Raw genomic sequence first — 23958 nt, forward strand, 5'->3', positions numbered from 1 at the left:
CTAAGCCGCGAGTGTGGCGAAGTCGACTCTCTGCCCGGAAGAGGAGTAGGTTCTGTACCTTGCGGCTTTTCGGGTGGTCTGTTATGTGGCGCGCGCGTGGGCCAAGGATCGGTATCGTAGGAGTGCGTCGGGCGCTGCGGTGCCCGATTTAGTCCCGGATCGTCTAATCGGCAGGACAAGTGGTTTTGGTCCACTTTGTAGGGGTTCGAGTCCTCTTCCGGGAGCTTGGAGGCTCTCCCGCCGAGTAAGCGTGAGTGTCTGTTGGGTATCCTCACGGTGTCGGGAGGGTGGCGGTGCGAGAGCCGCTACCCTGAACCGCCCAGCCACAGGGAGCCCCAGTCCGTGAGTGTGCCGCGCCCGGCCGCAGTCATCGTCCTCGCCGCAGGCGAGGGCACCCGGATGAAGAGCCGAACCCCCAAAGTCCTGCATGAGATGTGCGGCCGCGCCTTGGTCGACCACATGCTCACCGCCGCTCGCGACCTAGGTCCCGAACGGCTCATCGTCGTCATCGGCCACGCCTCCGAACGGGTCGGCGCGCACCTGGCCGAGTCGAGCCCCGACGCGCGCGCCGTCGTCCAGCGGGAGCAGCGCGGCACCGGCCACGCCGTCCGCACCGTGCTCGAAGAGCTCGGCACGATCGCCGGCACCGTCCTCGTCACGTACGGAGACGTGCCGCTGCTGCGTACGCAGACCCTCGCCGGGCTGCTCGAACGCCACACGGGCGACGGCAACGCGGTCACCGTGCTGACGGCCGAGGTGCCCGATCCGACCGGATACGGGCGCATCATCCGCGACCCCTGCGGCGCCGTGCTGGAGATCGTCGAGGAGAAGGACGCCACGCCCGAGCAGCGTGCCATCAAGGAGATGAACTCCGGCATCTACGCCTTCGACGGGCTGCTGCTCGCCGACGCCGTCAAACGAGTCTCCACCGACAACGCCCAGGGTGAGGAATACCTCACCGACGTGCTGTCCATCCTGCGGGAGGAGGGCCACCGGGTCGGCGCGCACATCGCCGCCGACTTCGTCGAGGTCGAGGGCGTCAACGACCGCGTGCAACTCGCCTCCGCCCGCAAGGTGCTCAACCAGCGGCTGCTCGACGGCCACATGCGGGCCGGAGTCACGATCATCGACCCGGCCAGCACCTGGATCGACGTCGGCGTCGAGATCGAGCCCGACGTGGTCGTCCACCCCGGCACGCAGCTCCACGGCGACACCGTCATCGGAGCCGGCGCGGAGGTCGGGCCGGCCACCACGCTGACCGACACCAGGGTCGGCGCGGGCGCGGTCGTACGCAACGCGGTCTGCGACCACGCCGAGATCGGCCCGGAGGCGAGCGTCGGCCCCTACGCCTACCTGCGCCCCGGCACCGTGCTCGGCCACAAGTCCAAGGCGGGCACGTTCGTCGAGATGAAGAACACGCAGGTCGGTGAGCGGTCGAAGGTGCCACACCTGTCGTACGCGGGCGACGCCACGATCGGCGACGACGTCAACATCGGCGCAGCCGTGATCTTCGTCAACTACGACGGCGTCAACAAACACCGCAGCACGGTGCGCGACGGCGCGTTCGTCGGCTGCGACTCCATGCTCGTCGCCCCCGTGACCGTGGGCGACGGCGCTTACACCGCGGCCGGTTCGGTCATCGACGGCGACGTCCCTCCGGGCGCGATCGGCGTGGCCAGGGCGCGACAGCGCAACATCGAGAAATGGGTCTTGCGCAGGCGCGCGGGTACGAAATCGGCTGCGGCGGCCGAAAAGGCGCTGGCCAAGCAAGAACAGCAGGAGAGTGGCAAATGACCGAGCTTGTCGAGGTCATCAGTAACAACCGTAACGTGGTCATGGGACCGACGAAGGGGGTCTCATGACCAGCATCAAGCAGCCGGGCGAGAAGAACCTCATGCTCTTCTCCGGCCGGGCCTACCCCGAGCTCGCCGAGGAGGTCGCCGAGCACGTCGGCGTCTCACTCACTCCCACCAAGCTGATCGACTTCGCCAACGGCGAGATCTACGCCCGCTACCTCGAATCCGTCCGCGGCTGCGACGCCTTCGTGATCCAGAGCCACACCTGGCCCATCAACCAGTGGATCATGGAGCAGCTCATCATGGTCGACGCGCTGAAGCGGGCCTCCGCCAAGCGCATCACCGTGGTCATGCCGTTCTTCGGCTACGCCAGGCAGGACAAGAAGAGCCGCGGCCGCGAGCCGATCACGGCCAGGCTGATGGCCGACATGTTCAAGACCGCGGGTGCCGACCGGCTCATGTCGATCGACCTGCACACCTCGCAGATCCAGGGCTTCTTCGACGGCCCGGTCGACCACCTGTTCGCCATGCCGGTGCTCGAGAGCTACCTGAAGAACCGGCTCGACCTGGCGACCACCACGATCGTCTCGCCCGACACCGGCCGGGTCCGGCTGTCGGAGCGCTGGGCCGACACGCTCGGCACACCGCTGGCCTTCATCCACAAGCGCCGCGACCTCGACGTGGCCAACTCGGTGAAGGTCAGCGAGGTCGTCGGCAAGGTACGCGGACGCACCTGCGTGCTGATCGACGACATGATCGACACCGCGGGCACCATCTGCAAGGCCGCCGACGCCCTCTACGAGCAGGGCGCCACCAACGTGATCACCGCAGCCACCCACGCGGTGTTCTCCGATCCCGCGGTCGACCGGCTGAAGAACTCCCGGATCTCCGAGGTCATCGTCACCAACACCCTGCCCTTGTCGCAGGCCAACAGGTTCGACAAGCTCACCGTCCTGTCGATAGCACCGCTGATCGCCCGCGCGATCACCGAGGTGTTCACCGACGGCTCGGTGACCAGCTTGTTCGAGGGCGACACCTGAGCCGGTAGACTTGGACGGTTGCGTTCGTAACGCCTTCCGCTAGGGCGGGTGAGGGGGAGCGCAAAATCCGGAAAATGCATCCCTAGGAGATGTCGTGTCTGAAGTACGTATCGCCGCCGAGCCGCGCACCACGTTCGGCAAGGGCGCCGCTCGTAAGATCCGTCGTGACAACAAGGTGCCCGCCGTCCTCTACGGCCACGGCACTGACACCAGGCACCTGACGCTGCCCGGCCACGAGGTGCTGCTCGCGCTCCGCACCGCCAACGTGCTGATCCACCTCAAGGGCGACGGCGTCGACGAGCTCGCGCTGCCCAAGGGCGTTCAGCGTGACCCGATCAAGGGCTTCGTCGAGCACGTCGACCTGCTCCTGGTCCGGCGGGGCGAGAAGGTCACGGTCGACATCCCGGTCACCACGGTCGGCGACGTCAACTCCGAGGGCCTGCTCGACCAGCAGCTCGTCTCCGTCTCGGTCGAGGCCGAGGCCACCCACATCCCGAGCGGCGTCGAGGTCGACGTCGAGGGCCTGGTGATCGGCACGGTGGTCACCGCCGCCGACCTCAAGCTGCCCAAGGGCACCACGCTGATCGCCGAGCCCGAGACCGTCATCCTCCAGGTCATCTCCAAGCCGGTCGAGGAGCCCACCGAGGCCGAGGGCGAGGAGGCCGAGGTCGCCACGGTCAGCGACGAGGCCGCCGAGTAACACGCCGCTGTTCGGCGACGGGGCAGCCGATGGCTGCCCCGTTTCGCGTGAGGGAGACACATGGACCGCTGGTTGATCGTCGGGCTGGGCAATCCAGGCTCCGAGTACGCCGGCAACAGGCACAACGCGGGCTTCATGGTGCTCGACGAGCTGGCCGCCAGGGCCGGCGGGCGGTTCAAGGCGCACCGGAGCCGGTCCGAGGTGCTGGAGTCCAGCCGCGCGGTGCTGGCCAAGCCGCTGACGTACATGAACCTGTCGGGCGGCCCGGTCAAAGCGCTGTCCGACTTCTACAAGCTCGCCCCCGACCGGCTGATCGTGGTCCACGACGAGCTCGACGTCCCGTATGGCGCGCTGCGCGCCAAGCTCGGCGGCGGCGACAACGGCCACAACGGGCTGAAGTCGATCACCAAGGTGCTCGGCACCCGCGACTACCTGCGGGTCCGCTTCGGCATCGGGCGCCCGCCCGGCCGGATGGACCCCGCCGCCTATGTGTTGAAGGACTTCGCCACGGCCGAGCGCAAGGACCTGGCCTTCCTGGTCGACCGGGCGGCCGACGTGGTGGAGTCGCTGATGGAGCACGGCCTCGAAGTCACGCAGAACGAATTCCACCGCGCTGATCTGCACATTTCCGGCCCTCCACGCTGACCATCGCATTGGGTCGTTCGTAGGTTCCCATGCCTCCCTCGACGCTACGATCTGGTGACTGTCTGTTGATCACCGGTCACGTGGAGGAGTCGTGCGCGACGGCGAGGGGCTGATGACCCTAGTCCGGTCTGGCCACGCCAGGTCCAGGCGGGTCAGCCCCTATCTGCCTACCTGGATACGCGCCTATCGCATCCGTGCCATGCTCAGCGACTTCCTGTGCGCGGGCCTGGCGTCCGGCTCCGCGTTCTACGTCAGGTTCGGCGGCTTCACCGCCTACTCCGCGCCATACTTCGCGGTCAGTGTGGCGCTGCCGCTGCTGTGGATCTGCACGGTCGCGTTCAACCGGGCCTACGAGCCGCGCATGATCGGCATCGGCTCCGAGGAGTTCCGCCGGGTCGTGCAGTGCGGCGTCGCGCTGACCGCCGCGACGGCCATCGGCTCCTACGTGACCAAGACCGACATCGCCCGCGGCTACGTGGTCCTCGCCCTGCCGCTCGTCACGCTCTTCACCCTTTTCTGCAGGTACGGCCTGCGCCGCTCGCTGCACCGGCGCCGGGCGGCGGGCACGTGCATGCGCAAGGTGGTGGCCGTCGGGCACGCCTCGGCGATCGCCGAGCTGGTCCAGCTGTTCCGCAGGGAGCCCTACCACGGCATGGAGGTCGTGGCCGCCTGCCTGCCCGACGACGCGCCCGAAGACCGGATCGCGGACGTGCCCGTCGCGGGTGGCTTCAGCGACGTGTCGATCGTGGTCGACCAGTCCGGCGCCGACACCGTGGCCGTGCTGGCCTGCCCCGAGATGGACGGCCAGGCGCTGCGGCGGCTGGCCTGGCGGCTGGAGCGCACCCGGACCGACCTGGTGGTCGCCCCGGCGCTGATGGACGTGGCCGGGCCGCGCACGATGATCCGTCCGGCCGCCGGGCTGCCGCTGCTGCACGTCGAGCACCCCGAGCTGGCGGGGGCCAGGCAACTGGTCAAGAACGGCTTCGACCGGGTGGTGGCCGCCCTGCTGCTGGTGTGCCTGGCGCCGCTGCTGGGCGGGCTGGCGCTGGCCGTACGCGTGACCAGCCCCGGGGCGGCGCTGTTCCGGCAGATCAGGGTCGGCAAGGACGGCAAGCTATTCATGATTGTGAAATTCCGCACGATGCGGCGTGGCGCCGAGCAGCAGAAGATCACTCTCGTCAGCGATGGTGACGGCGTGCTGTTCAAGGTCCGCAACGATCCCCGGGTGACGCCGCTCGGCACGCTGATGCGGCGCCACTCGCTCGACGAACTGCCACAGCTCATCAATGTGGTGCTCGGGCACATGTCGCTGGTCGGCCCGCGCCCGCCGCTGCCGGAAGAGGTCGCCCGCTATGGCGACGACGTGCGCAGAAGGCTGCTGGTCCGGCCCGGACTGACCGGGCTGTGGCAGGTTAGTGGGAGATCCGACCTATCGTGGGAGGAATCCGTCCGTCTCGACCTGCGTTACGTGGAGAACTGGTCTCTCATGTTGGATCTTCAGATCCTCTGGAAGACCTGGTCGGCCGTCGCCCGCGGGCAAGGAGCTTATTGATGACGATCCGGGACGACCATGCCCTCGCCGCCGATCTGGCGACCGAGGCGGGCGAGCGGTTGCTGGAGACTCGGCGACGCACCGGCTTTGCTGACGCGGCCGCGCTGCGGGCCGAAGGCGACCGCAGCGCGCACGTCTTCCTGATGGAGTCACTGGCCCGGCTGCGACCGAGCGACTGCGTGCTCTCCGAGGAGGCCACCCGCGAGGAACGGCTGGACCCGCGCAGGCAGAGCGCCTCACGGGTGTGGATCGTCGACCCGCTCGACGGCACCCGCGAGTTCTCCGAGGAGGGCCGGGCCGACTGGGCCGTCCACGTGGCGCTCTGGGACCGGGGCGCGCTGACCGCCGGCGCGGTGGCGCTGCCCGCGCAGGGCCGCACGCTCACCACCGCCGAGCCGCCCACGCTGCCCGCCTTCGACCCCGCCGCCAACAACGGCCGGTTCCGCATCGCGGTGAGCCGCACGAGGCCGCCCGAGTTCGTGCAGAAGCTGGCCTATCTGGTGGGTGCCGACCTCGTGCCGATCGGGTCGGCCGGGGCGAAGATCTCCGCCGTGCTCACCGGCGAGGTCGAGGCGTACGTACACGCCGGCGGCCAGTACGAGTGGGATTCAGCCGCGCCCGTCGCCGTCGCGCAGGCGGCCGGGGCTCATGCCAGCCGCATCGACGGCTCGCCGCTGACCTACAACCAGGTTGACCCCTCACTACCGGATATCCTTGTTTCCCTACCTGACTTGGCGTCTGCTCTGCTCGCCGGGATTCGGGATCTGCACCGCTGAAGGCCGGAGGAAGTCCCCATGCTCCAGCGCGACTATACGACGTCGCAGCTTGACGTACTCGAAGCCGAGGCCATTCACATCATGCGTGAAGTGGCGGCGGAGTTCGAGCGTCCCTGTCTGCTCTTCTCGGGCGGCAAGGACTCCATCGTCATGCTCCGGATCGCCGAGAAGGCGTTCTGGCCGGCGCCGATCCCGTTCCCGCTGATGCATGTCGACACGGGCCACAACTTCGAGGAGGTCATCGAGTTCCGTGACCGCCGTTCCGAGGAACTGGCCGCCCGCCTGATCGTGGCCAGCGTGCAGGACTCGATCGACGCCGGGCGCGTGGTCGAGGAGACGGGGCGGCGCGCCTCGCGCAACCGCCTGCAGACCACCACGCTGCTCGACGCGATCGAGGAGCAGGAGTTCGACGCCGTCTTCGGCGGTGCCCGCCGCGATGAGGAGAAGGCCCGCGCCAAGGAGCGGGTGTTCTCCTTCCGCGACGACTTCGGCCAGTGGGACCCGAAGAACCAACGCCCCGAGCTGTGGAACCTCTACAACGCGAAGATCCGCAAGGGCGAGCACATCCGGGTGTTCCCGCTGTCCAACTGGACCGAGCTCGACGTCTGGGACTACATCCGGCGCGAGGGCATCGAGATCCCGTCCATCTACTTCTCCCACACCCGCAAGGTCTTCGAGCGCGACGGCATGCTGCTGCCCGACTCCGAGGTCGTCAAGCGGGGCGACGATGAGCCGCTGTTCGAGGCGGTGGTGCGCTATCGCACGGTGGGTGACATGACCTGCACCGGGGCCGTGCAGTCCACGGCCGGCACGGTGGAGGAGATCATCGAGGAGATCGCGGTCACCCGGATCACCGAGCGCGGGGCCACCAGGGCCGACGACCGCGCCTCGGAGGCAGCCATGGAGGATCGCAAGCGGGAAGGCTACTTCTAAATCTATGGACATCCTGCGTTTCGCCACGGCCGGAAGCGTCGATGACGGCAAGTCCACCCTGATCGGCCGCCTGCTCTTCGACTCCAAGGCGATCTTCGAAGACCAGCTGGAGGCCGTCGAGCGCACCTCGCGCGACCGCGGCACCGAATACACCGACCTGTCGCTGCTCACCGACGGCCTGCGGGCCGAGCGGGAGCAGGGCATCACGATCGACGTGGCCTACCGCTACTTCGCGACGCCACGCCGCAAGTTCATCATCGCCGACACGCCCGGGCACATCCAGTACACCCGCAACATGGTCACCGGCGCCTCCACCGCCGACCTGGCGATCATCCTCATCGACGCGCGCAAGGGCGTCCTGGAGCAGTCGAGGCGGCACGCCTTCCTGACCACGCTCCTGCGGGTGCCCCACCTGGTCCTGGCCGTCAACAAGATGGACCTGGTCGACTACTCCGAGGAACGCTTCGAGGAGATCCGCGAGGAGTTCACCGCCTTCGCCTCGAAGCTGAACGTGGCCGACCTGACGTTCATCCCCATCTCGGCGCTCAACGGCGACAACGTGGTCTCCAGGTCCGAGAACATGCCCTGGTACCACGGCTCGTCGCTGCTGCACCACCTGGAGAACGTCCACATCGCCTCCGACCGCAACCTGGTCGACGTGCGCTTCCCCGTCCAATACGTGATCCGCCCGCAGCGGGCCACCGACCACGCCTTCCACGACTACCGCGGCTACGCGGGCCAGGTGGCGGGCGGCGTGCTCAAGCCCGGCGACGAGGTCGTCCACCTGCCCTCGGGCCTGGTCACCCGGATCGCCTCGATCGACACCTTCGACGGGCCGGTCGAGGAGGCGTTCCCGCCGATGTCGGTGACGCTCCGCTTCGAGGACGACATCGACATCTCGCGCGGCGACCTGATCGCCCGGCCCAACAACCAGCCGCAGGTGGCGCAGGAGATCGAGGCCATGGTCTGCTGGATGGCCGACACCGCCAAACTGGCGCCGCGCTCCAAGCTCATGATCAAGCACACGACGCGCACCGCTCGTGCGCTCGTTCGTGACCTGCACTATCGGCTCGACGTCAACACGCTGCACCGGGACGAGGCGGCGACCTCGCTCTCACTCAACGAGATCGGGCGGGTGTCGTTGCGGATCACCCAGCCGTTGTTCGTGGACGACTACTCGCGTAACCGGCTGACCGGTGGGTTCATCCTGGTGGACGAGGCCACGAACGCGACGGTGGGGGCCGGCATGATCATGGACGTGCGGTAGTCACGTCGTTCGAAGCGGGCGTCCGGCGGATCGGGCGCCCGCTTTTGCGTGGCTTTTGGTGGCACTTGGGCTGCCGCCACGCCCACGGCGAGACTTAGGTAGATCCTTTACCGTTTCACGGATGGAATGATTACTCTCCGCGCTAGCCTCTCCACGTTCCGTATTCTCTGCGCGAAAGCCGTTCCCCCGTGACTCACCGTTCGACCACCACCCGGGTGATCTACCTGGGCGGCCTCGGCCGTAGCGGCACCACGCTGCTCGAAAGACTGCTCGGCGAGATCCCGGGCGTGGCCCCCCTGGGCGAGGTCGTCCACCTCTGGGCCAGAGGTGTGCTGGCCGGCGAGCCGTGCGGCTGTGGCGCCCCGTTCCCGGCCTGCCCGTTCTGGCGCGAAGTCGGCGATACCGCGTTCGGCGGATGGACACCGGCCTTGGCCGAGCGCGTCCTCGCCCTGCGGCACCGCGTCGACCGCACGCGCAGGATCCCGCACATCACCCACCCGGATCTGGCGGAATACACCGCCACCTACCAGCGCCTCTACGACGCCGCGGCCGTCACCGCCGGCGCGACGGCCGTCATCGACTCCGGCAAACACGCCTCCCTGGCCTTCTGCCTGGCGGCGGCCGGGGTGGACGTGCACGTGGTCCACGTGGTCAGAGACCCGCGGGCCGTCGCCCACTCCTGGCGCAAGACCGTCGAACGCCCCGAGGACGGCCGCCCGATGACCCGCTGGGGCCCCGCCCGCACGGCAGCCCACTGGACGGCCCAGAACCTCGCTCTGGACCTCCTGGCCGCTCGCGGTGTCCAGGTGACGCGGCTCCGCTACGAAGACCTCCTGGCCGACCCAGCGGCCGCCCTGGCGACATTGGCCGACACCCTGGGCCTGGCCACGGCGCTGCCGTTCCTCACCGGCACGACCGCCCGGTTGACCACCGCCCACACCGCCTCGGGCAATCCCATGCGCTTCACCGTCGGTCCGGTCCATCTACGGCGGGACGACTCATGGCGCTCCGGCCTGTCGCGCCACCATCGGCGGCTGGTCGCCGCGCTCACCTGGCCGCTCAGGCTGAGGTACGGCTACGGGGAGGCGATGGCATGAACACGCCTCGGACCTGCGATACCGCAGCGCGAGCCATACCTCGTGGACCGCTTGCCGACGCCGGAGCGCGAGCCATACCTCGTGGACCGCTTGCCGACGCCGGGGTGCGAGCCGTGCCTCGTGGATCGGTTGCCGACGCCGCGGCGTGGGCCGTACCTCTCGAAGTGGGGGCCGCATGAGCCCGTCCGTCGGCGTGGTGATCCCGACCCGGGGAGACCGGCCCGAACAACTGCGGACGGCCACCCGAGCCGTCCTGACGCAGGACTACCCCGGGCGGATCTCGCTGGCCATCGTCGTCGACGGTGGTGATCCCGCCGCGGTCGCCGAGCAGGTGGCCGACGTGGCCGCGCAGCGGAACGGCACGGGCGTCCACCACCGTGTGCTCGTCCTGCCCAACGTGCTCAGCGCCGGTCTGCCGGGCGCGCGCAACACCGGGATCGCCGCCTGTCACACCGAGCTGATCGCGTTCTGCGACGACGACGACGTGTGGCTGCCGGGCAAGCTCGCCGCGCAGGCGCGGGCCATCGAGGATGGCGCCGAGTTCGTGAGCTGCGGCATCGAGGTCGAGTACGGCCGGCGCCGGGTGCCGAGGCTCGCGGGCACCGACACGGTCACGGTGGCCGACCTGGTGCGTTCGCGCATGATGATGGTGCACTCGTCGACGTTCCTGTTCCGGCGTGGCGCCTTGTGGGTGGACGAGAGTGCTCCGGCCGGGCAGAACGAGGACTGGGATCTGGCCCTGCGCGCCGCCAAGCGGCATCCGATCGCGAACGTCGATCGCCCACTTGTACGTATCCGTTGGGGCAATTCCCACTATGTCGCCGGCTGGGCCGACCGCATTGCCGGGCTGGAATGGATGCTCGCCCGGCACCCCGAACTGGCCGTGGATCCGCGAGGCGCAGCGCGGGTCTACGGTCAACTCGCCTTCCACCACGCCGCGTTGGGCCGGCGCCGTGAGGCCGGGCGCTGGGCCCTGCGCACGTTCGCCTCCCGCATCGGCGAACCTCGCGCACCGATCGCCCTCGCCGTCGCCGCCGGCCTCATCTCGGCACGTGCGGTGCTCGCCCTGCTCCACGATCGGGGGCACGGCATTTGACCCACCCCGGACCTCCCTCCCACGACCAGCCGGAGCCGACGGCGTCACCGCCTTGTGCCCAGGCCGAGCGCCCCGACGCGGCCGTGTCGCCGTCTCATTGCCAGAGCGGGCGAGCAGGAGGGGTAATCCCGCGGTCTCGCGTCCAGTTCGAGCGGCCAGGTCGGGGCGTGCCGCGGTCACACGTCCGGCCTGAGTGGCCGGATCGGGGCGTGCCGCGGTCACACGTCCGGCCTGAGCGGTCGGGTCGAGGTGTGGCGTTCTTCCGCACTCCGGCGGGAGCGCAGCATCCTGCCCCTGTCGCAAGGAGTCCGGATGCGGGGCGCGACATGGGAGGGGCTCACGGGGGCGTCGGGAGAGGGGTGGGGGATGGCTGGGGAGAAGGAGAGGCCGGGGCGGGTGGTGGTCGGGGGCGTCGCCGTCGATCCGCTGACCGAGCGGCAGGTCGTCGAGCACGTGGACGGGGAACTGGAGGCCGGGCGGGGCGGCCGGATCGTGACGCCGAACGTCGACATCTGCCGGGCCGTCGAAAAGGACGACAAACTCCGCCACCTCGTCAACTCCGCCGACCTGGTCGTGGCCGATGGGATGCCGCTGGTGTGGGCGGCGCGGCTGCTCGGCACGCCGATACCCGAGCGGGTCACCGGGGCCGACCTGATCTGGTCGTTGAGCAAGCTGGCCGCGCGCCGAGGGTGGCCGATCTATCTCCTGGGCGGCCCGCCGGGAGCGGCGGTGGCGGCCGCTCGTGAGCTCACCGCCTGCTATCCCAGGCTGCAGGTCTGCGGCGTGGACGCGCCGCCGTTCCGGTTCGAGAACGGGGACGGAGGGCGTGAGCGGGTGCGGCGGAGGGTCGTGGGCGCGGGGCCGAGGCTGGTGTTCGTCGGGCTCGGGTTTCCGCGGCAGGACCGGCTGATCGCGCGGCTGAGCCAGGATCTGCCGGAGTCGTGGTTCGTGGGGTGCGGGTCGGCGATCGCGTTCGCCGCCGGGACGGTCCCCAGGGCGCCCGGCTGGATGCAGGGGGCGGGGTTGGAGTGGGCGTTCCGGCTGGCGACCGAGCCCGGGCGGCTGGCCAGGCGCTACCTGATCGACGACCTGCCGTTCGCGGCCCGGCTGCTGGGCGGCTGCCTGCGGAAACGGGCCTCCTCAGGAAGCGGCAGATCCACGGGCGAATAGGCCTTCTGCCGGCGGTTCGCGGGCCCATAGGGTGTCGCCGTGAAATTACCCACCCGGGCCCGGTTCGTCGGCCTGCTGATGCTCGTCTACTGCGCTCTGCTGGTTCTGCTGGCCGTCCTCGTGATCGTGAGCCCGGCCGCGAGTACGTTCGCGAGTTTGCTCTCGATCATCGCGTTCCCGGCCAGCCTGGTGACGTTCCTGCTGCCCGATCTCCATTTCGAGGACCTGGTGACGGTCGCCCTGCTGACCGGGCTCGGGCTGGTGCAGGCGGTGCCGTTGTGGTGGTTCAGCAGGGGCAAACCCCGTGCCGCCGGCGGCAACGCGTGGGCCAGAGACGAGACGATCACCGAGTTCACCGGCCGGTATTCACGCGGCATCCTGGCTTTCTGGGTGAGCACGGGCTATGGCGTGTTCTGCCTAGGGGCCATCGCGGTGGGGGTGTTCGACATGGCCGGCGACATGACCGGCGTGGTGAGCCCGGTGCTCATCTACGCGCTGCTGCCGCTGTCGGTCCCCGCCCTGCTCGTGGGGAACCTCTTCCTCTACATCTACGCGTTCGTGATCGCGGCGATCGTGCAGACCCGGCTGGTGTGGGTGCTGCTGCGTGGCCGCGGGGTGGCCGTGGACCTGCCCACGCACCTCAGGCCGGAAAATCTGCGGAAGTGAGCGCCCGTACGCGAGACGCCTCCGCGGGGGTCAGGCCGCGGGTGGCCGTTTCGAGGGCGCGGCGCGAGTTCATGGGGCGGAAGGCCGTGCGGGACAGGCCCGACCAGGCGAACGCGCTGCCACTGCCGGCGGGGGCCGTACAGGCTCTGGTGATGCGGCGTTCGGCGGCGGGTGACCAGGCGAGGCCTGCGTAGGCGTACAGCTGACGGAAGCCCTGGACCGGTGCGGCGGCCAAGGCGTCGTAGGAGGTCAGCAGGATGTCCGGAGTACGGGCGAGGATCGACCGGGTGACCCGCCACAGCGCCGCCGCCTTGGCGATGCGGTCCTGGGAGCCGACGAGGGCGCGTAGTGCCAGGAGCTCGGGGTGGTCGCGGATGAGCAGGGGCTGTTCGAGGAGTTCGTGGAAGTAGACGGTCCAGCCCAGTCGCTGCCAGCTGGCCACGAACGCCACCGGGTCGCGGGTCAGCGCGATCACCTTGCAGCCCAGACTCGCGGCGAACCAGCCCGCCGACAGCACCGCGAACGGGTCGTCGAGCAGCGCGCGCCGGCCCAGCAGGCGGCCCAGCGTGAAAGCCGTGCCGTAGCGCGCCATCCGGGCGAGATCGTACGGCGAGCGGTTGGCGCGGAGTTCGGCCAGGTAGCGGTAGCGCAGCGCCACCGTGTCGCGGAAGGCGGGCAGCCAGTCGGCGGCGTTGTCATCGCAGATGTACTGGAAACGGTGGCTGACGTGTGCCCGCAGGACACCGGGACAGCGGCCGGGCGGATGCTGGGGGTTCAGCGGCTCGTTGACGTAGACCAGGTCGCCGCCGGCCGCCAGCATCTTGCCCGCCCAGCTCGTGCCGCTCCTGGGCAGGCCCGTCACCAGGATGGGGCCGGTCATGCGGTGGCCCAGGAGCGGAAGCGGAGCGCCGGGAGGCTGTGGCGGCCGAAAGGATGGAGGCCGTAGCGGTGGTGCAGTTGCCAGAGGGGGAGCAGGTTCTTCGCGACCATCCCGCCTGACCAGCCGAGCACCGCGCCGAAGGCGCCGTGGGCCGGGATGAGCGCCACGTCCAGCGCGACCGTGCAGGCGATCGCGATCACCAGGTTGAACAGGCTGGCCGTGGTGTGCCCGGCGGCGGTCAGGACGACGTCGACCATGCCGCATGCCGTCGCCAGCATCATCGTGCCCGCCAGGACCAGCGCCACCGGCACGGCGGCGTCGTACCCCGTCCCGAACAGCCGCAGCAGCCACGGCGCCAGCGCGGCGTACCCGAGCCAGACCGGCCAGGTGAGCAGCACCAACCAGATCGTCGCCGCCTGGTACAGCTCCCGCGCCCGCGCCAGCTCGCCGTCGGCCAGCGCCCTGACCAGCCGCGGTTGTACGGCCTGCGCAAGGCCCTGGTTGGCGAGCTGCCCGACGACCTTGAACCGGGTGGCGGCGGTGTAGACGGCCGCCTGGACCGGGCCGCCGAGCACCGCGACGATCACGATGTCGAGCCGCTGGAACACCGCCTGGATGGCACCCGCCACCGAGCGCGGCGCCGTGTAACGCCACAGGTCGCGGCCTGTTCCCGGCAGGTACGGCGTGCGCGGCAGGCGTTCGCGTAGCCGGCTCGCGGCGAGCAGCGTCACCGGCACGTACGGCAGCGCCCACGCCAACGGCAGCCACTGCGGCCTGACGGCGACGGCCGCGGCGGCGACCAGCAGGAACTGCAGCGCGGGCAGCGCCATCCCGTCGAGCAGCACCGTGGGACGCATGGTGCCGAAGCCGCGGGTGGCGGCGAGCAGGACGTCGGCGACGACCATCACCGGCAGAGCCGCGGCCAGGACGCCGAGCCGCGGGTAAAGGACCGCTCCGAAGGCGGTGGCGACCAGGACCGCCGGGAGCAGCGCTGCCCGGATATATCCGGAAATGCCGTGGTAGCCGTAGGTCTTGGCGCGGGCGATGAAGTAGATGAGGCCGTTGCCCGCGTCGAGCTTGGCCACTCCGGCGATCATGAGGGCCAGGGCGGTGGCGGTGAAGAAGGTGCCCGCCTGGTGCGCGGTGAAGGCCCTGGTGACGACCACGACCAGCAGGAACTGGGCCGCCGCGCTGATGGCGGCCCCGGTGACGCCCGCGATGCCGCCCTTGGCCACCTGCCCGAGCGGGCCCGCCAGACGTGCGGTCACCTGCCCGAGCGGGCCCGCCAGACGTGTGGTCAGCGACGCCACGACGGGTCACCCCCCAGCCAGCGGGTGAGCCGCGTGTCGTACACCTCGAAGTGGTCCCTGAGCGCCCGCCTGACCGAGTCGGGCAGCGGCTGGGGCAGCGGCCGCCCGTTGTGCCGCTCGAACGCCGGGTAGCCCAGATGCGGCAGGCCGAGGAAGTCCAGCACCCGGTCGTACATGCGTTCGGGCTCGGTGAAGAAGCGGTGGCTGTCGAGCACCAGGATGCGTTCGCGGCCGAACAGCGGCTCCAGCCGGTCGAGTTGCTCGGCGTATTGCCCGCGCGCCAGGTAGGCGTGGTGGCGGTGCGAGTGGTGGATGGAGTAGGGGCGCGCCCGCAGGCTCTGCTCGGCTCCGGCCAGCCGTGGCACCTCCAGCTCCACGGCCCGCTCGAAGCCGGACTCGGTCTCGTACCCCCTGGCCAGCTCGTGGGCGTGCGCCGAGCACGCCCGTTCGACCGGGTCGCGGACCAGCACGATGAGCTTGACCCCGGGCAGGTCGGCGACGATGCGCTCGCCGGCCAGCGGATGGAACAGGTAGTAGGGCGACGACTCGAACGCCAGCGGGTGCGTGCCGTGGCGGCGGGCGAGCCGCGCGGCGGCCGCCCGGAGCGGGAAATGCCCCTGATACCAGGACAGGCTCCGCCCGTAGTTGGCGTCGAAGTAGTGGACGCCTTTGTGCAGCACCGGTTTGAGCAGCAGCGGGTGCCGGGACAGCGCCCGGTAGAGCGACGTGGTGCCGCACCGCTGCGCCCCGGCGATCAGAAACGACGGCAGCATCCGCACGCTCGACGTGAACTTCCCGGTGGTCCGGGAGACGGACAGCACCGACTGCTTCATGGTTTTCACGTCACTGACTCCTGCTGATCAATGAGGGGGTTGAGCCAGGTGTCCGGCGGCCCGAGGGGTTCGTGGCCGTCGGCGGCGTGCCGGTCGGCCAGCGCGATGAGGTAGTGCAGGGCCGTCCGCCTGGCCTGGGCGGCCGACAGCCCGAGCGGCGCGAGCACCGGCAGGGCCTGCGCCAGACAGGCCCGCGCGGCCGTGGGCGGGTTCATCCGCCGCAGCGCGCGCTGGAAGAAGTGGTGCACGGCGTCGAACCCGTAGGGCACGCCGACCGCGTAGCGCTCCCAGTCCCAGACGAGCAGCCGCCCGTCGCCGGAGGGGGCGATGTTCCAGGGCGACAGGTCGCCGTGCCAGGCCGCTCCCTCGGGGCCGCCGGTGTCCGCGATCTCCCTGACGGCGTCGGTGAGCAGCGCGGCGGGGACCCGGCCGCGCCGGACCGGCAGCGGTGACAGGGCCAGGACCGAGAACTCCCCCCACCGCCCGTGGTGGAGCACGGCCGGCACGACGACCGTCTTCAGCGCCAGCTCGCCCAGCTTCCTGAGCGCGGCGGCCTCGCCGTCGACCAGCTCGCGGGTGCGCTCGGTGTCGCCGACCTTAACGAACGCCAGGACGGAGCCCTCGCGGCGCGCCTCCAGGACGGGCTTGCGGTTGGCCCGCCCGGCCGGCCGTACGTGGAGGACGGTCTCGACGGGGACGCCGAGGACGTCGCTCAGATGGGTCTCGATCGAGTCCTCGACGTGCACCATGACCCGGCGCCCCAGCAGCGTGTGCCATCGGCGCCGGGGGGCCAGGCGGCGCGGCACCAGCCGGTGCGGGAGCACGCTGTAGGGGCGTGGTGAGCCGGGGCCGGGGTAGAGCGACCGCAGCGTCTGATCGAGATAGCGCAGCCGCCGGTTCGCGTCGTTCACGAGCTCTCCCTGGCGTTGCGCCACAGGAGGGCGAACGAGATGAGATAGAGGCTGAGCGGCGTGACCAGGCCGTCGTACACGAACATGTAGAGCAGCACGAGGATCATGACCAGCACGCCCGCGAGCCCGATCGGGCTGCGGTCGGGCCAGTGGCGCCGGATCGCGCCCAGGAAGAACGCCACGTAGAGCGCCGCCCCCACGAAGCCCTGGGTGATGATCAGCAGCCAGAGCTGCCCGTCGCTGCCCAGCGGCGGATGGCCGCAGCCGCCGCACCACTCGGTCTTGCCGGTGGTGATCGTGCGGTGGTTGCCCATGGCGTTGCGGGTGTTGCCGTAGCCGATGATCGGGGAGTGGGCGGCCGCCGCGATGGTCGCCGACACGGTGAAGGCCCGGATGTCGTTGGAGTGCGGGTTGTCCAGGCGCTGGCCGACCAGCGAGGCGAGCGGGCTGAGCGCGAACGCCAGCGTCGCCGCCACCGCCGTGGCGCACAGGGCCAGCCTGGTGCGTCCGCCGACCCGGACGATCAGATAGAGCCCGGCCAGCCCGAGGCCGATCCAGAGGCCGCGGTTGAGCGAGTAGACGATCGGGATGGCGGCCACGGCCGTCAAGGCGATGGCCGCCGCCTTGCGCCCGCCTCCGCCGTACACCCACCAGCCGACCACGAACCAGATCAGCAGCACCGACACGTTGCTGCCCCACGCGTTGGCCCACTCGAACGGCGCCTCGGGGCGGGGTGAGGCGTAGCCCAGCACCTTCTGGGTCTGGGCGGCGGTGGGGTGGATGAGGTTCTGGACGAAGGCGTTGTCGCTGATCCAGCCCGGCAGCACCCGCTCCACCGGCGAGGTGAACTCCAGCCGGGGGAAGAACACCCCGAGCAGCCCGCCCACCACGGTCGTGACGAACAGCACGCCGAGCATCCGTACGAGCCTGAGCTGCGGCAGCTCCCGCTCGGTCAGGTTGCCCAGGTAGAGCACCATGATCAACAGTGCCACGTAGAGCGCGAACCGCATGAGATAGCCGATCACCCGCCCGGCGTTGAAGCCGCCGTAGGTGTCGGGCGGCATGTCGGCCAGCATCAGCGCGCTCACCGCGTAACCGGCCAGGAGCAGCAGCCACAGGCCGAACCCGCGCGGCACCCGGATCGGCCGGCGCCGCCAGAGGATGACGGCCATGGGCGCCGCCAGGACGATCACCGACAGGCCCCCGAAGCCGAGCGCCCACCACACGGGATAGCCGAGCAGGAGCGCGCCGATCGGCCACGCGGGGCCTCTCACGGCGACGTGCCCGGTGGCTGGGGGAACGCGGTCATGGGACCCGTCTCAGGGGACAGGCCGGGGTCCAGCTCGCCGCTGGCGACCAGCTTGCCGAGCGAGGCGCCGGCCCGCGCATCATGCCTGGGGGCCGGGCCCGTCTTCGTCACCACCCCGATGATCGGTACGTTGTGCCTGCCCAGATGGCGTACGGCGGCGTCCGCCTGCCCCGAGGTGGCCCGGCCGAGCCCGACCAGCAGCAAGGCCGCGTCGGCCCGGGCCAGGTCGCCCACGTCGGAGCCGGTCAGCAGCGACAGCGGCGCGGTGCGGGCCAGCGGGCCGAGCACCTGCGTCGCGCCGAGCTCGGCCGGGATCGCCCTGATCAGCAGCCGTTTGCCCGGGCAGGCGGCGACCACGGCGGCGGCCAGGTCATTCGGCACGCCCCGGGCCGGCGGGTCCGACAGGTCGCCGAGGACGGGCAGCCCGGTCAGCCGCTCGACGTCGGCGGCGGTGCGCAGCCGGGTGTCGAGCCGGTCGCGGACGTAGGCGGCGGCCGTGCCGAGAAGCAGGCCGATCATGAGCCCGGTGCCGAGGTAGAGCGGCAGGCTGGGCGAGCTCGGCACGGTCGGCGGCGTGGCCTGGCTGATGATCGAGCCGGGAGTGACGGCGACGGTCTTCAGCGCGTCGTACTTGAGTGTGAGGCTGTAGGCCTGCCGGTTGAGCACGCTCTGCCGGTGCGCGGCGATCGTGTGCTCGATGGTGCCCTTGCCCAGCCGGGCGAGCTCCTTGATCACGGTGTCGAGCGCGGTGTTGACCTGCCGGAGTTTGGCGAGCATCGCCCGCTGCTGCGCGGTCATCGTCGCCTGCGCGCTCTCGGTGCGGTTGGCCAGGTATGCCTGTGCGTACGCCTGCGACTGGGCCGCCGCGACGGCGGGGTCGGCGGCGGTGACGGAGATCCACAGCACGGCCGAGTTGGGCGGCACCGAGACCTCGACGGGCTCGGGCGTGCTGGTCTTGAGCTCCTTCGCGGCCTTGGCCGCCACCACGGACGACTGCGCGATCTGCGCCTCGGTGTCGAGGTTGAGCGGCTCGCGCTGCCGGTTGGTCACCTGGTTGCTCTGGTCCTGGACGCCCACGGGCGCGACCAGGACCTGAGTGGTGGCGGTGTAGGCGGGCGGGGTGACCCGCAGCAGCGCCAGCCCCGCCGTGCCGCCGGCCAGCAGGAGCCCCAGGAACGGCAGCCAGCGTCTGCGCAACAGCGAGAGGTGCTCCGCCAGGTCGGTGCCAGGGCGGCGGCCCGGGTAGTCCGGCGACAGGCTCATTGGGGCAGATCTCCCTTGGAGTATGTGCGCGGTGTCGCCGATCGGCGACTGTGAGTCACGAGTCGCGGGCATCCGCCCACTATAGGTGGAACTGCTTTTGCCCAGGACGAATCTTGGGAGATTTCTCTGGAACGGCCAGCAATTCGCCCTTCAATAACCCGAAATAATGCGAAATTGAGGGCGGGCTGCATGGTCGATGACCTGGCGATACACCCGCTCCTGCTGAAGTTCTGGGAATGGCATGGCATGGTTCAGGTTTGATAGGACGGGGGTCCTTGGGTGAGGGGGTTGAACGGCCTTGAACCGGCGGGGAATTTCTCGTATAGCGGTAAATATCAGCATCAAAGGTGTCGCGCTGTTGGTCGTCGCCGTGCTCGCGGGCTGCTCGGGGCAGCCGGAGGGCTTGGAGAGCCCGGCGCGGGAGCCGAGCGTCCGGCCGAACGCGGAGAGCTCGCCGTCCTGCGCGGTCACCGCCCGGCTCATCCCGTCATGCGGTGCCTGGTGGGGGATCGCCCCAGAGGTCTTCACCGGTATGGGCGTCGAAAAATCGCTGCAGAGCGCCGAGACCCGCATCGGCGGCACCGCCGACGTGTTGCACGTCTATCACCGGGGCAAGGAGGAGTTCCCCACCGAGGAGGAGGTCGGGCTGGCCCGTGACCCGGTCCGGCCCAGGTTGCTACTCATCAACTGGAAGCCGTCGTTCGACCACACCTGGGCGCAGATCGCCGAAGGAGCCATCGACCGTAGGATCGACCGGCTGGCCGACTACATCCGACGCACCTTCCCCGAGCGGTTCTTCCTCACCCTGCACCACGAGCCGGAGAACGACGTCGACGTCACCCCCGGCTCGGGCATGCAGGCCACCGACTACGCCGCCATGTACCGCCATGTCGTGCTCAGGCTGCGCGACGAGGGCGTCAAGAACGCGGTCACGGTCATGACCTACATGGGTGCCCCTAACTGGGCGGCCAAGCCCTGGTTCGAGCAGCTCTACCCGGGTGACGACGTGGTCGACTGGGTGGCCCTCGACCCCTATGCCGACCACCGGGTCAACGACTTCGACGGCCTGGTCAACAAGACCCGGCCCGACTTCGGCCAGTGGCCGGGGTTCTACCGCTGGATGCAGTGGCGCTTTCCCGGCAAGCCGGTCATGGTCGCGGAGTGGGGCGTGTTCGAGCGGTCCGGCGACCGTACGGCCAAGCGCTCGTTCTTCGAGTCGGTGCGTACGCAGATCCAGCGCTACCCGCAGATCAAGGCACTGATCTACTTCGACTCACCGCACGCGCCGCGCGGCGACACCAGTTTCGACTCCGACCCCGCGGCCGGGCGGGCGTTCAGCGAACTCGCGCGAGATCCGTACTTTCACTCGACGCCCGTGCCGCGGCCCTGACGCGCCAGCGCCAGCCCGCCACGGTCACGAGTACGGCGACCGCGAGCGCCCACACCGTCAGCGTGTTGCTCGCGTCGAGCAGCTTGAGTGCGGAGGCGAGCAGGACGATCCCGAGCATCGCCCTGATGAGCCCGCCCGGCGCCCTGGAGGAGATCCGGGCACCGAGGTAGACGCCCGGGATCGAACCGATGAGCAGCGAGAGCGTCAGTTGGAGCTGGAAGTCGCCGAAGAGCAGGTGGCCGAGCGCGGCCGAGGCGACGAGCGGCACCGCCTGCACCAGATCGGTGCCGACGAGCTGGTTGGCCTTGAGCGCCGGATAGAGGGCGAGCAGGGCCACGATGATCAGGGAACCCGAGCCGACCGAGGAGATCCCGACCACCAGACCGCCTACCGTACCGACCAGTACGGTCGGGATTGGGCGCACGACAATATCGTGGGCGCTCGACGAACCGCCCTTCCCGCCCAGCCACGTCTTGGCGACCAGGCCCGCGACGGCGAGCAGCAGCGCCACGCCGAGCGCGTACTTCACCCCGTCGCCGACCGCGAACGCCCGCGCCACGAACACCCCGCAGAACGCCGCCGGCACCGACCCCACGCAGAGCCAGCCCACCAGGCGCAGATTGACCGTGCCCCTGCGCAGGTGGACCGCGCTGCCGACCGGTTTCATCACGGCCGAGGCGACCAGGTCGCTGGAGACCGCCGCCAGCGGCGAGACGTGGAAGAACAGCATCATCATCGGCGTCATCAGCGCGCCGCCGCCCATGCCGGTGAGCCCGACGACGATGGCCACCACGAAAGAACCGGCGATCAGGGGGAAGTCGATCAACGAACCCAGCCTCCGCTGCGCAGCGTCCCCAGCACCTGGGCGACGGCCGCCTCGATGGAAATGTGTGTCGTGTCGATGACCAGATCGGCGTCGTCCGGCTCCTCGTAGGGATCGGAGACGCCGGTGAACTCGGGGATGAGCCCGGCGCGGGCCCTGGCGTACAGGCCCTTGCGGTCGCGGCGCTCGCACTCCTCCAGCGGGGTGGCCACGTGTACGAGCAGGAAGTCGGCCCCGACCGATTCGACCATCTCGCGCACCTCCTCGCGGGTGTCCGCGTAGGGGGCGATGGGGGCGCAGATCGCCAGCCCGCCGTGGCGCGCGGCCTCGGCGGCGACGAAGCCGATGCGCCGGATGTTGAGGTCGCGGTCGTCCTTGGAGAACGTCAGGCCCTTGGACAGCAGGTGGCGGACCACGTCGCCGTCGAGGTAGGTGACCGTGCGGCTGCCCAGCTCCAGCAGTGAGTCGCGCAGGCCGCGGGCGATCGTGGACTTGCCGGAGCCGGACAGGCCGGTGAAGAAGACCACGAGCCCGCGCCGGTGCGGCGGTCCGGGGATGCGCACCGGCTCGGGGCCCGCCAGGTGCTCGGTGGCGCCGTAGGCGGTGGCGACGTGCTCGCGCAGCTCCAGGTCGATCTCGGGCTCCGCGCGCGGCGCCAGGGGCACCGAGACCACCAGCGTGCCCTCGGGCAGCTGCTCCTTGGCGCGCAGCGCGGCGCGTACCACGGCCGGGCCCGTCTCGCCGAAGGAGAGGGGGAGCAGCAGGATCACCGCGTCGAGCTCCTTGGCGGTGGCGACGATCTCGGTGAGGTCGTCGAGTGGTCCCCGCATGGTGACGGCGAGCGCCTCCCGCCCGTCGAGCTCGTCGCGTACCTGTGCCGGAGTGCGGCGAAGCCGGGCGAACGGGCCGTGCTCCGGGGCGCCCAAGCCCTTCACCGCGCCGGAGGTCAGGCCGTCGGGCTCGCGCTCGGCGACGGTGAGCACGGCCAGCGGCACGCCCTCGGGGTCGAGCAGCGTGACCTCGTCGCCGGGGGCGGCCGCTCCGGGCAGGTGGAGCGTGACGGGCGCGGGCCACGGGGTGCCGTCGGCGAGCGTGCCGCGCTCATGCACCGCGTGCAGGTCGTCGTGGCCGAGGTAACCGCCCAACGGCTGGAACGCGCCGGAGAGCAGCAGCTCCAGATCGGCCAGCTCGTACGCGCCGGGGGTCCACTCCACGATCTGCCATCCCAACTATTCCGATTGAATTGGTAGGAAAGGAGTCTATCCTTTGCTACCAGTGTGTCGCTATATGAGGCGAGCGAAGTGGTTCTGTGGCTTTCTGATGACCATGGCGATCTCGTCGTGTGTGGACGGGAAGCGGCCCCGGGTCAGCTTGGCCGTCATCGTAACGGCCGTGCGGCCGATGCGGCCCATGGCCGGGCCGCTGGTCGCCTCCTGGTCATCGGTGATCATGAGTCCGCGTGTCAGGCAGAAGGCGTGTATCCCGTCGCGCGAGGTCACCGGCCCGTAGACGGCCGGCAGCGGACCCGGCGTGCCGGCGGCCACCAGGTGCCGCCAGAGCAGCCGCCGCAGCCAGGACGGGGTGATCCGGTCGAGCAGGCCGTAGGCGGACTTGCGGTCGCGCATGCGCAGCAGGATCAGCCCGCCGGGGCGCAGCGCCTGGAGCAGCCGGTCGAAGACCAGCTCGGCGTGCTGGATGCGCTCCAGCAGGAACGAGAGCTGGATCACGTCCACGGATCTCGGGGGCAGGGGCACGCAGCGCAGATCGCCCAGCGACCACCTGACGAGATCGGCTCGCTCGGCGACCGCCGTCCTGATCGGGGGCAGGTCCTCGTCGACACCGGTGATCCTGGTGTCGATCCGGTCCAGGACCAGTGGCTCGTCGTGCGCGCATCCGGCGACGAGCACGTCGAGCCGCCTGCCGAGCTGTCCCGCCCACTGCTCGCGGATCCGCTGGCCAAAGAGATCGCCCCTCGGGGCTACCGACCGCACCTCAGACATGTCACCCAGAGTAATCAATCGACGCCAATTAGTAAGGCATTTCCCTGCTAGCGTCCTGCGCCGTGAGTGATCTGGTGTACGTGGGCAACGCGAACGTGGACGCCGCGACGGACCATGGCTGGCTCCTGGGTCATTTCAAACCCTACGGGGACCCGAGACACAGCAACGAAGTGGAAATCAAATGGGGCACCCACCCTCCCGGCGACGAGCGCGCCGAATGGGTGAAAGGCGAAGAACGTACGGCGCTGCTGATCCTCATCTCGGGCCGCTTCCGCGTCGAACTACCGGGGAGAAGTGTGCTGCTCGCCGAGCGAGGTGACTACGTGGTCTGGGGCAAGGGCGTGGACCACTCCTGGCGCGCGGAGGAGGAGTCGGTGGTCCTGACGGTCCGCTGGCCGTCCGTCCCGGGCTACAAGGTCGCCGAGCAGGACGGGGGCGTGGGGGAGATGCGAATAGAGTAGAGGCACCCCCACGCCCGCCGGCTGGGGGTAATCGTCGTGG

At 70.1% G+C, this 23958-nt stretch carries 23 protein-coding genes and 1 tRNA gene; 15 read left to right on the forward strand and 9 right to left on the reverse strand.

Annotated features, from left to right (window positions below; genetic code table 11):
- Nucleotides 1-152 precede the first annotated feature (152 nt).
- From KME78_RS36635 to KME78_RS36695, 13 genes are all read left to right on the forward strand, one after another.
- Nucleotides 153-224 (forward strand) — tRNA-Gln (locus KME78_RS36635).
- Nucleotides 225-342: 118 nt separating this feature from the next.
- Nucleotides 343-1794, forward strand: a complete 1452-nt coding sequence (gene glmU, locus KME78_RS36640; RefSeq protein ID WP_219534032.1) for a bifunctional UDP-N-acetylglucosamine diphosphorylase/glucosamine-1-phosphate N-acetyltransferase GlmU — start codon at nucleotides 343-345, stop codon at nucleotides 1792-1794.
- 64 nt (nucleotides 1795-1858) lie between these two features.
- On the forward strand, nucleotides 1859-2836 hold the full coding sequence (locus tag KME78_RS36645) for a ribose-phosphate diphosphokinase (protein WP_219534033.1): 978 nt from the start codon (nucleotides 1859-1861) through the stop codon (nucleotides 2834-2836).
- A 94-nt stretch (nucleotides 2837-2930) separates the two neighbouring features.
- Nucleotides 2931-3536 carry a 50S ribosomal protein L25/general stress protein Ctc gene (locus KME78_RS36650; RefSeq protein WP_219534034.1) on the forward strand — a complete coding sequence of 202 codons (606 nt, stop codon included), beginning with the start codon at nucleotides 2931-2933 and terminating at the stop codon, nucleotides 3534-3536.
- A 60-nt stretch (nucleotides 3537-3596) separates the two neighbouring features.
- On the forward strand, nucleotides 3597-4181 hold the full coding sequence (gene pth / locus KME78_RS36655) for an aminoacyl-tRNA hydrolase (RefSeq protein ID WP_219534035.1): 585 nt from the start codon (nucleotides 3597-3599) through the stop codon (nucleotides 4179-4181).
- Between the two features lie 112 nt (nucleotides 4182-4293).
- On the forward strand, nucleotides 4294-5733 hold the full coding sequence (locus KME78_RS36660; RefSeq protein ID WP_219534146.1) for a sugar transferase: 1440 nt from the start codon (nucleotides 4294-4296) through the stop codon (nucleotides 5731-5733).
- Entirely contained in the window at nucleotides 5733-6509 is a 777-nt protein-coding gene (locus KME78_RS36665; RefSeq protein ID WP_219534036.1) for a 3'(2'),5'-bisphosphate nucleotidase CysQ, read from the forward strand. The genes KME78_RS36660 and KME78_RS36665 overlap by 1 nt, the downstream gene beginning before the upstream one ends.
- 18 nt (nucleotides 6510-6527) lie before the next feature.
- Nucleotides 6528-7442 carry a sulfate adenylyltransferase subunit CysD gene (cysD, locus tag KME78_RS36670; protein ID WP_219534037.1) on the forward strand — a complete coding sequence of 305 codons (915 nt, stop codon included), beginning with the start codon at nucleotides 6528-6530 and terminating at the stop codon, nucleotides 7440-7442.
- A gap of 4 nt (nucleotides 7443-7446) precedes the next feature.
- A complete protein-coding gene (gene cysN, locus KME78_RS36675; RefSeq protein ID WP_219534038.1) occupies nucleotides 7447-8709 on the forward strand; it encodes a sulfate adenylyltransferase subunit CysN in 1263 nt (420 codons plus the stop codon).
- A gap of 188 nt (nucleotides 8710-8897) precedes the next feature.
- On the forward strand, nucleotides 8898-9806 hold the full coding sequence (locus KME78_RS36680) for a sulfotransferase (RefSeq protein ID WP_308127271.1): 909 nt from the start codon (nucleotides 8898-8900) through the stop codon (nucleotides 9804-9806).
- Between the two features lie 175 nt (nucleotides 9807-9981).
- Entirely contained in the window at nucleotides 9982-10902 is a 921-nt protein-coding gene (locus KME78_RS36685) for a glycosyltransferase family 2 protein (RefSeq protein WP_219534039.1), read from the forward strand.
- A 312-nt stretch (nucleotides 10903-11214) separates the two neighbouring features.
- Nucleotides 11215-12072: a WecB/TagA/CpsF family glycosyltransferase gene (locus KME78_RS36690; RefSeq protein WP_246652700.1), complete on the forward strand. Its 858-nt coding sequence runs from the start codon at nucleotides 11215-11217 to the stop codon at nucleotides 12070-12072.
- A gap of 39 nt (nucleotides 12073-12111) precedes the next feature.
- Nucleotides 12112-12738, forward strand: coding sequence for a hypothetical protein (locus KME78_RS36695; protein WP_219534040.1), 627 nt, complete (start codon nucleotides 12112-12114; stop codon nucleotides 12736-12738).
- Here the strand turns inward: KME78_RS36695 and KME78_RS36700 are convergent.
- From KME78_RS36700 to KME78_RS36725, 6 genes are read right to left on the reverse strand one after another with little or no spacing between them, the layout of a single operon-like run.
- Nucleotides 12713-13618 (reverse strand): sulfotransferase, encoded by a 906-nt coding sequence (locus KME78_RS36700; RefSeq protein WP_219534041.1) that lies wholly within the window; start codon nucleotides 13616-13618, stop codon nucleotides 12713-12715. The two genes, KME78_RS36695 and KME78_RS36700, sit on opposite strands and share 26 nt — an antisense overlap.
- Nucleotides 13615-14928, reverse strand: a complete 1314-nt coding sequence (locus KME78_RS36705; protein ID WP_308127272.1) for a lipopolysaccharide biosynthesis protein — start codon at nucleotides 14926-14928, stop codon at nucleotides 13615-13617. The genes KME78_RS36700 and KME78_RS36705 overlap by 4 nt, the downstream gene beginning before the upstream one ends.
- Nucleotides 14916-15761 carry a sulfotransferase domain-containing protein gene (locus KME78_RS36710; protein WP_219534150.1) on the reverse strand — a complete coding sequence of 282 codons (846 nt, stop codon included), beginning with the start codon at nucleotides 15759-15761 and terminating at the stop codon, nucleotides 14916-14918. Before KME78_RS36710 ends, KME78_RS36705 begins: the two co-directional genes overlap by 13 nt.
- Nucleotides 15762-15766: 5 nt before the next feature.
- Nucleotides 15767-16672, reverse strand: coding sequence for a hypothetical protein (locus tag KME78_RS36715; protein ID WP_219534042.1), 906 nt, complete (start codon nucleotides 16670-16672; stop codon nucleotides 15767-15769).
- Nucleotides 16669-17946: an O-antigen ligase family protein gene (locus KME78_RS36720; protein WP_219534043.1), complete on the reverse strand. Its 1278-nt coding sequence runs from the start codon at nucleotides 17944-17946 to the stop codon at nucleotides 16669-16671. Before KME78_RS36720 ends, KME78_RS36715 begins: the two co-directional genes overlap by 4 nt.
- Nucleotides 17943-19244, reverse strand: coding sequence for a YveK family protein (locus tag KME78_RS36725; protein ID WP_219534044.1), 1302 nt, complete (start codon nucleotides 19242-19244; stop codon nucleotides 17943-17945). The genes KME78_RS36720 and KME78_RS36725 overlap by 4 nt, the downstream gene beginning before the upstream one ends.
- A 358-nt stretch (nucleotides 19245-19602) precedes the next feature.
- Between KME78_RS36725 and KME78_RS36730 the strand changes: the two genes are divergently transcribed.
- Nucleotides 19603-20634 carry a glycoside hydrolase family 26 protein gene (locus tag KME78_RS36730; RefSeq protein WP_246652701.1) on the forward strand — a complete coding sequence of 344 codons (1032 nt, stop codon included), beginning with the start codon at nucleotides 19603-19605 and terminating at the stop codon, nucleotides 20632-20634.
- On the opposite strand, the gene KME78_RS36735 is transcribed toward KME78_RS36730, so the two are convergent.
- From KME78_RS36735 to KME78_RS36745, 3 genes are read right to left on the reverse strand one after another with little or no spacing between them, the layout of a single operon-like run.
- The gene (locus KME78_RS36735; RefSeq protein ID WP_219534045.1) at nucleotides 20579-21460 is read right to left on the reverse strand and encodes a sulfite exporter TauE/SafE family protein; all 882 of its coding nucleotides are present in this window, start codon (nucleotides 21458-21460) and stop codon (nucleotides 20579-20581) included. The genes KME78_RS36730 and KME78_RS36735 overlap by 56 nt on opposite strands.
- Nucleotides 21457-22686 (reverse strand): adenylyl-sulfate kinase, encoded by a 1230-nt coding sequence (gene cysC, locus KME78_RS36740; RefSeq protein WP_246652702.1) that lies wholly within the window; start codon nucleotides 22684-22686, stop codon nucleotides 21457-21459. Before cysC ends, KME78_RS36735 begins: the two co-directional genes overlap by 4 nt.
- 54 nt (nucleotides 22687-22740) lie before the next feature.
- Nucleotides 22741-23457 (reverse strand): class I SAM-dependent methyltransferase, encoded by a 717-nt coding sequence (locus KME78_RS36745; protein ID WP_219534046.1) that lies wholly within the window; start codon nucleotides 23455-23457, stop codon nucleotides 22741-22743.
- Nucleotides 23458-23519: 62 nt separating this feature from the next.
- On the opposite strand from KME78_RS36745, the gene KME78_RS36750 reads away from it, so the two are divergent.
- Nucleotides 23520-23918 (forward strand): cupin domain-containing protein, encoded by a 399-nt coding sequence (locus KME78_RS36750; protein WP_219534047.1) that lies wholly within the window; start codon nucleotides 23520-23522, stop codon nucleotides 23916-23918.
- The last annotated feature ends 40 nt before the right edge of the window (nucleotides 23919-23958 follow it).

Source organism: Nonomuraea guangzhouensis (assembly GCF_019396345.1).
Classification (GTDB): Bacteria; Actinomycetota; Actinomycetes; order Streptosporangiales; family Streptosporangiaceae; genus Nonomuraea; species Nonomuraea guangzhouensis.

Excerpts from the sequence above, each read along its gene's own strand:
- KME78_RS36645 (WP_219534033.1), top strand. The coding sequence starts at position 1,859 with ATGACCAGCATCAAGCAGCCGGGCGAGAAGAACCTCATGCTCTTCTCC.
- pth (WP_219534035.1), top strand. The coding sequence starts at position 3,597 with ATGGACCGCTGGTTGATCGTCGGGCTGGGCAATCCAGGCTCCGAGTAC.
- KME78_RS36660 (WP_219534146.1), top strand. The coding sequence starts at position 4,294 with ATGACCCTAGTCCGGTCTGGCCACGCCAGGTCCAGGCGGGTCAGCCCC.
- KME78_RS36665 (WP_219534036.1), top strand. The coding sequence starts at position 5,733 with ATGACGATCCGGGACGACCATGCCCTCGCCGCCGATCTGGCGACCGAG.
- cysD (WP_219534037.1), top strand. The coding sequence starts at position 6,528 with ATGCTCCAGCGCGACTATACGACGTCGCAGCTTGACGTACTCGAAGCC.
- cysN (WP_219534038.1), top strand. The coding sequence starts at position 7,447 with ATGGACATCCTGCGTTTCGCCACGGCCGGAAGCGTCGATGACGGCAAG.
- KME78_RS36685 (WP_219534039.1), top strand. The coding sequence starts at position 9,982 with ATGAGCCCGTCCGTCGGCGTGGTGATCCCGACCCGGGGAGACCGGCCC.
- KME78_RS36690 (WP_246652700.1), top strand. The coding sequence starts at position 11,215 with ATGCGGGGCGCGACATGGGAGGGGCTCACGGGGGCGTCGGGAGAGGGG.
- KME78_RS36700 (WP_219534041.1), bottom strand. The coding sequence starts at position 13,618 with ATGACCGGCCCCATCCTGGTGACGGGCCTGCCCAGGAGCGGCACGAGC.
- KME78_RS36710 (WP_219534150.1), bottom strand. The coding sequence starts at position 15,761 with ATGAAGCAGTCGGTGCTGTCCGTCTCCCGGACCACCGGGAAGTTCACG.
- KME78_RS36725 (WP_219534044.1), bottom strand. The coding sequence starts at position 19,244 with ATGAGCCTGTCGCCGGACTACCCGGGCCGCCGCCCTGGCACCGACCTG.
- KME78_RS36745 (WP_219534046.1), bottom strand. The coding sequence starts at position 23,457 with ATGTCTGAGGTGCGGTCGGTAGCCCCGAGGGGCGATCTCTTTGGCCAG.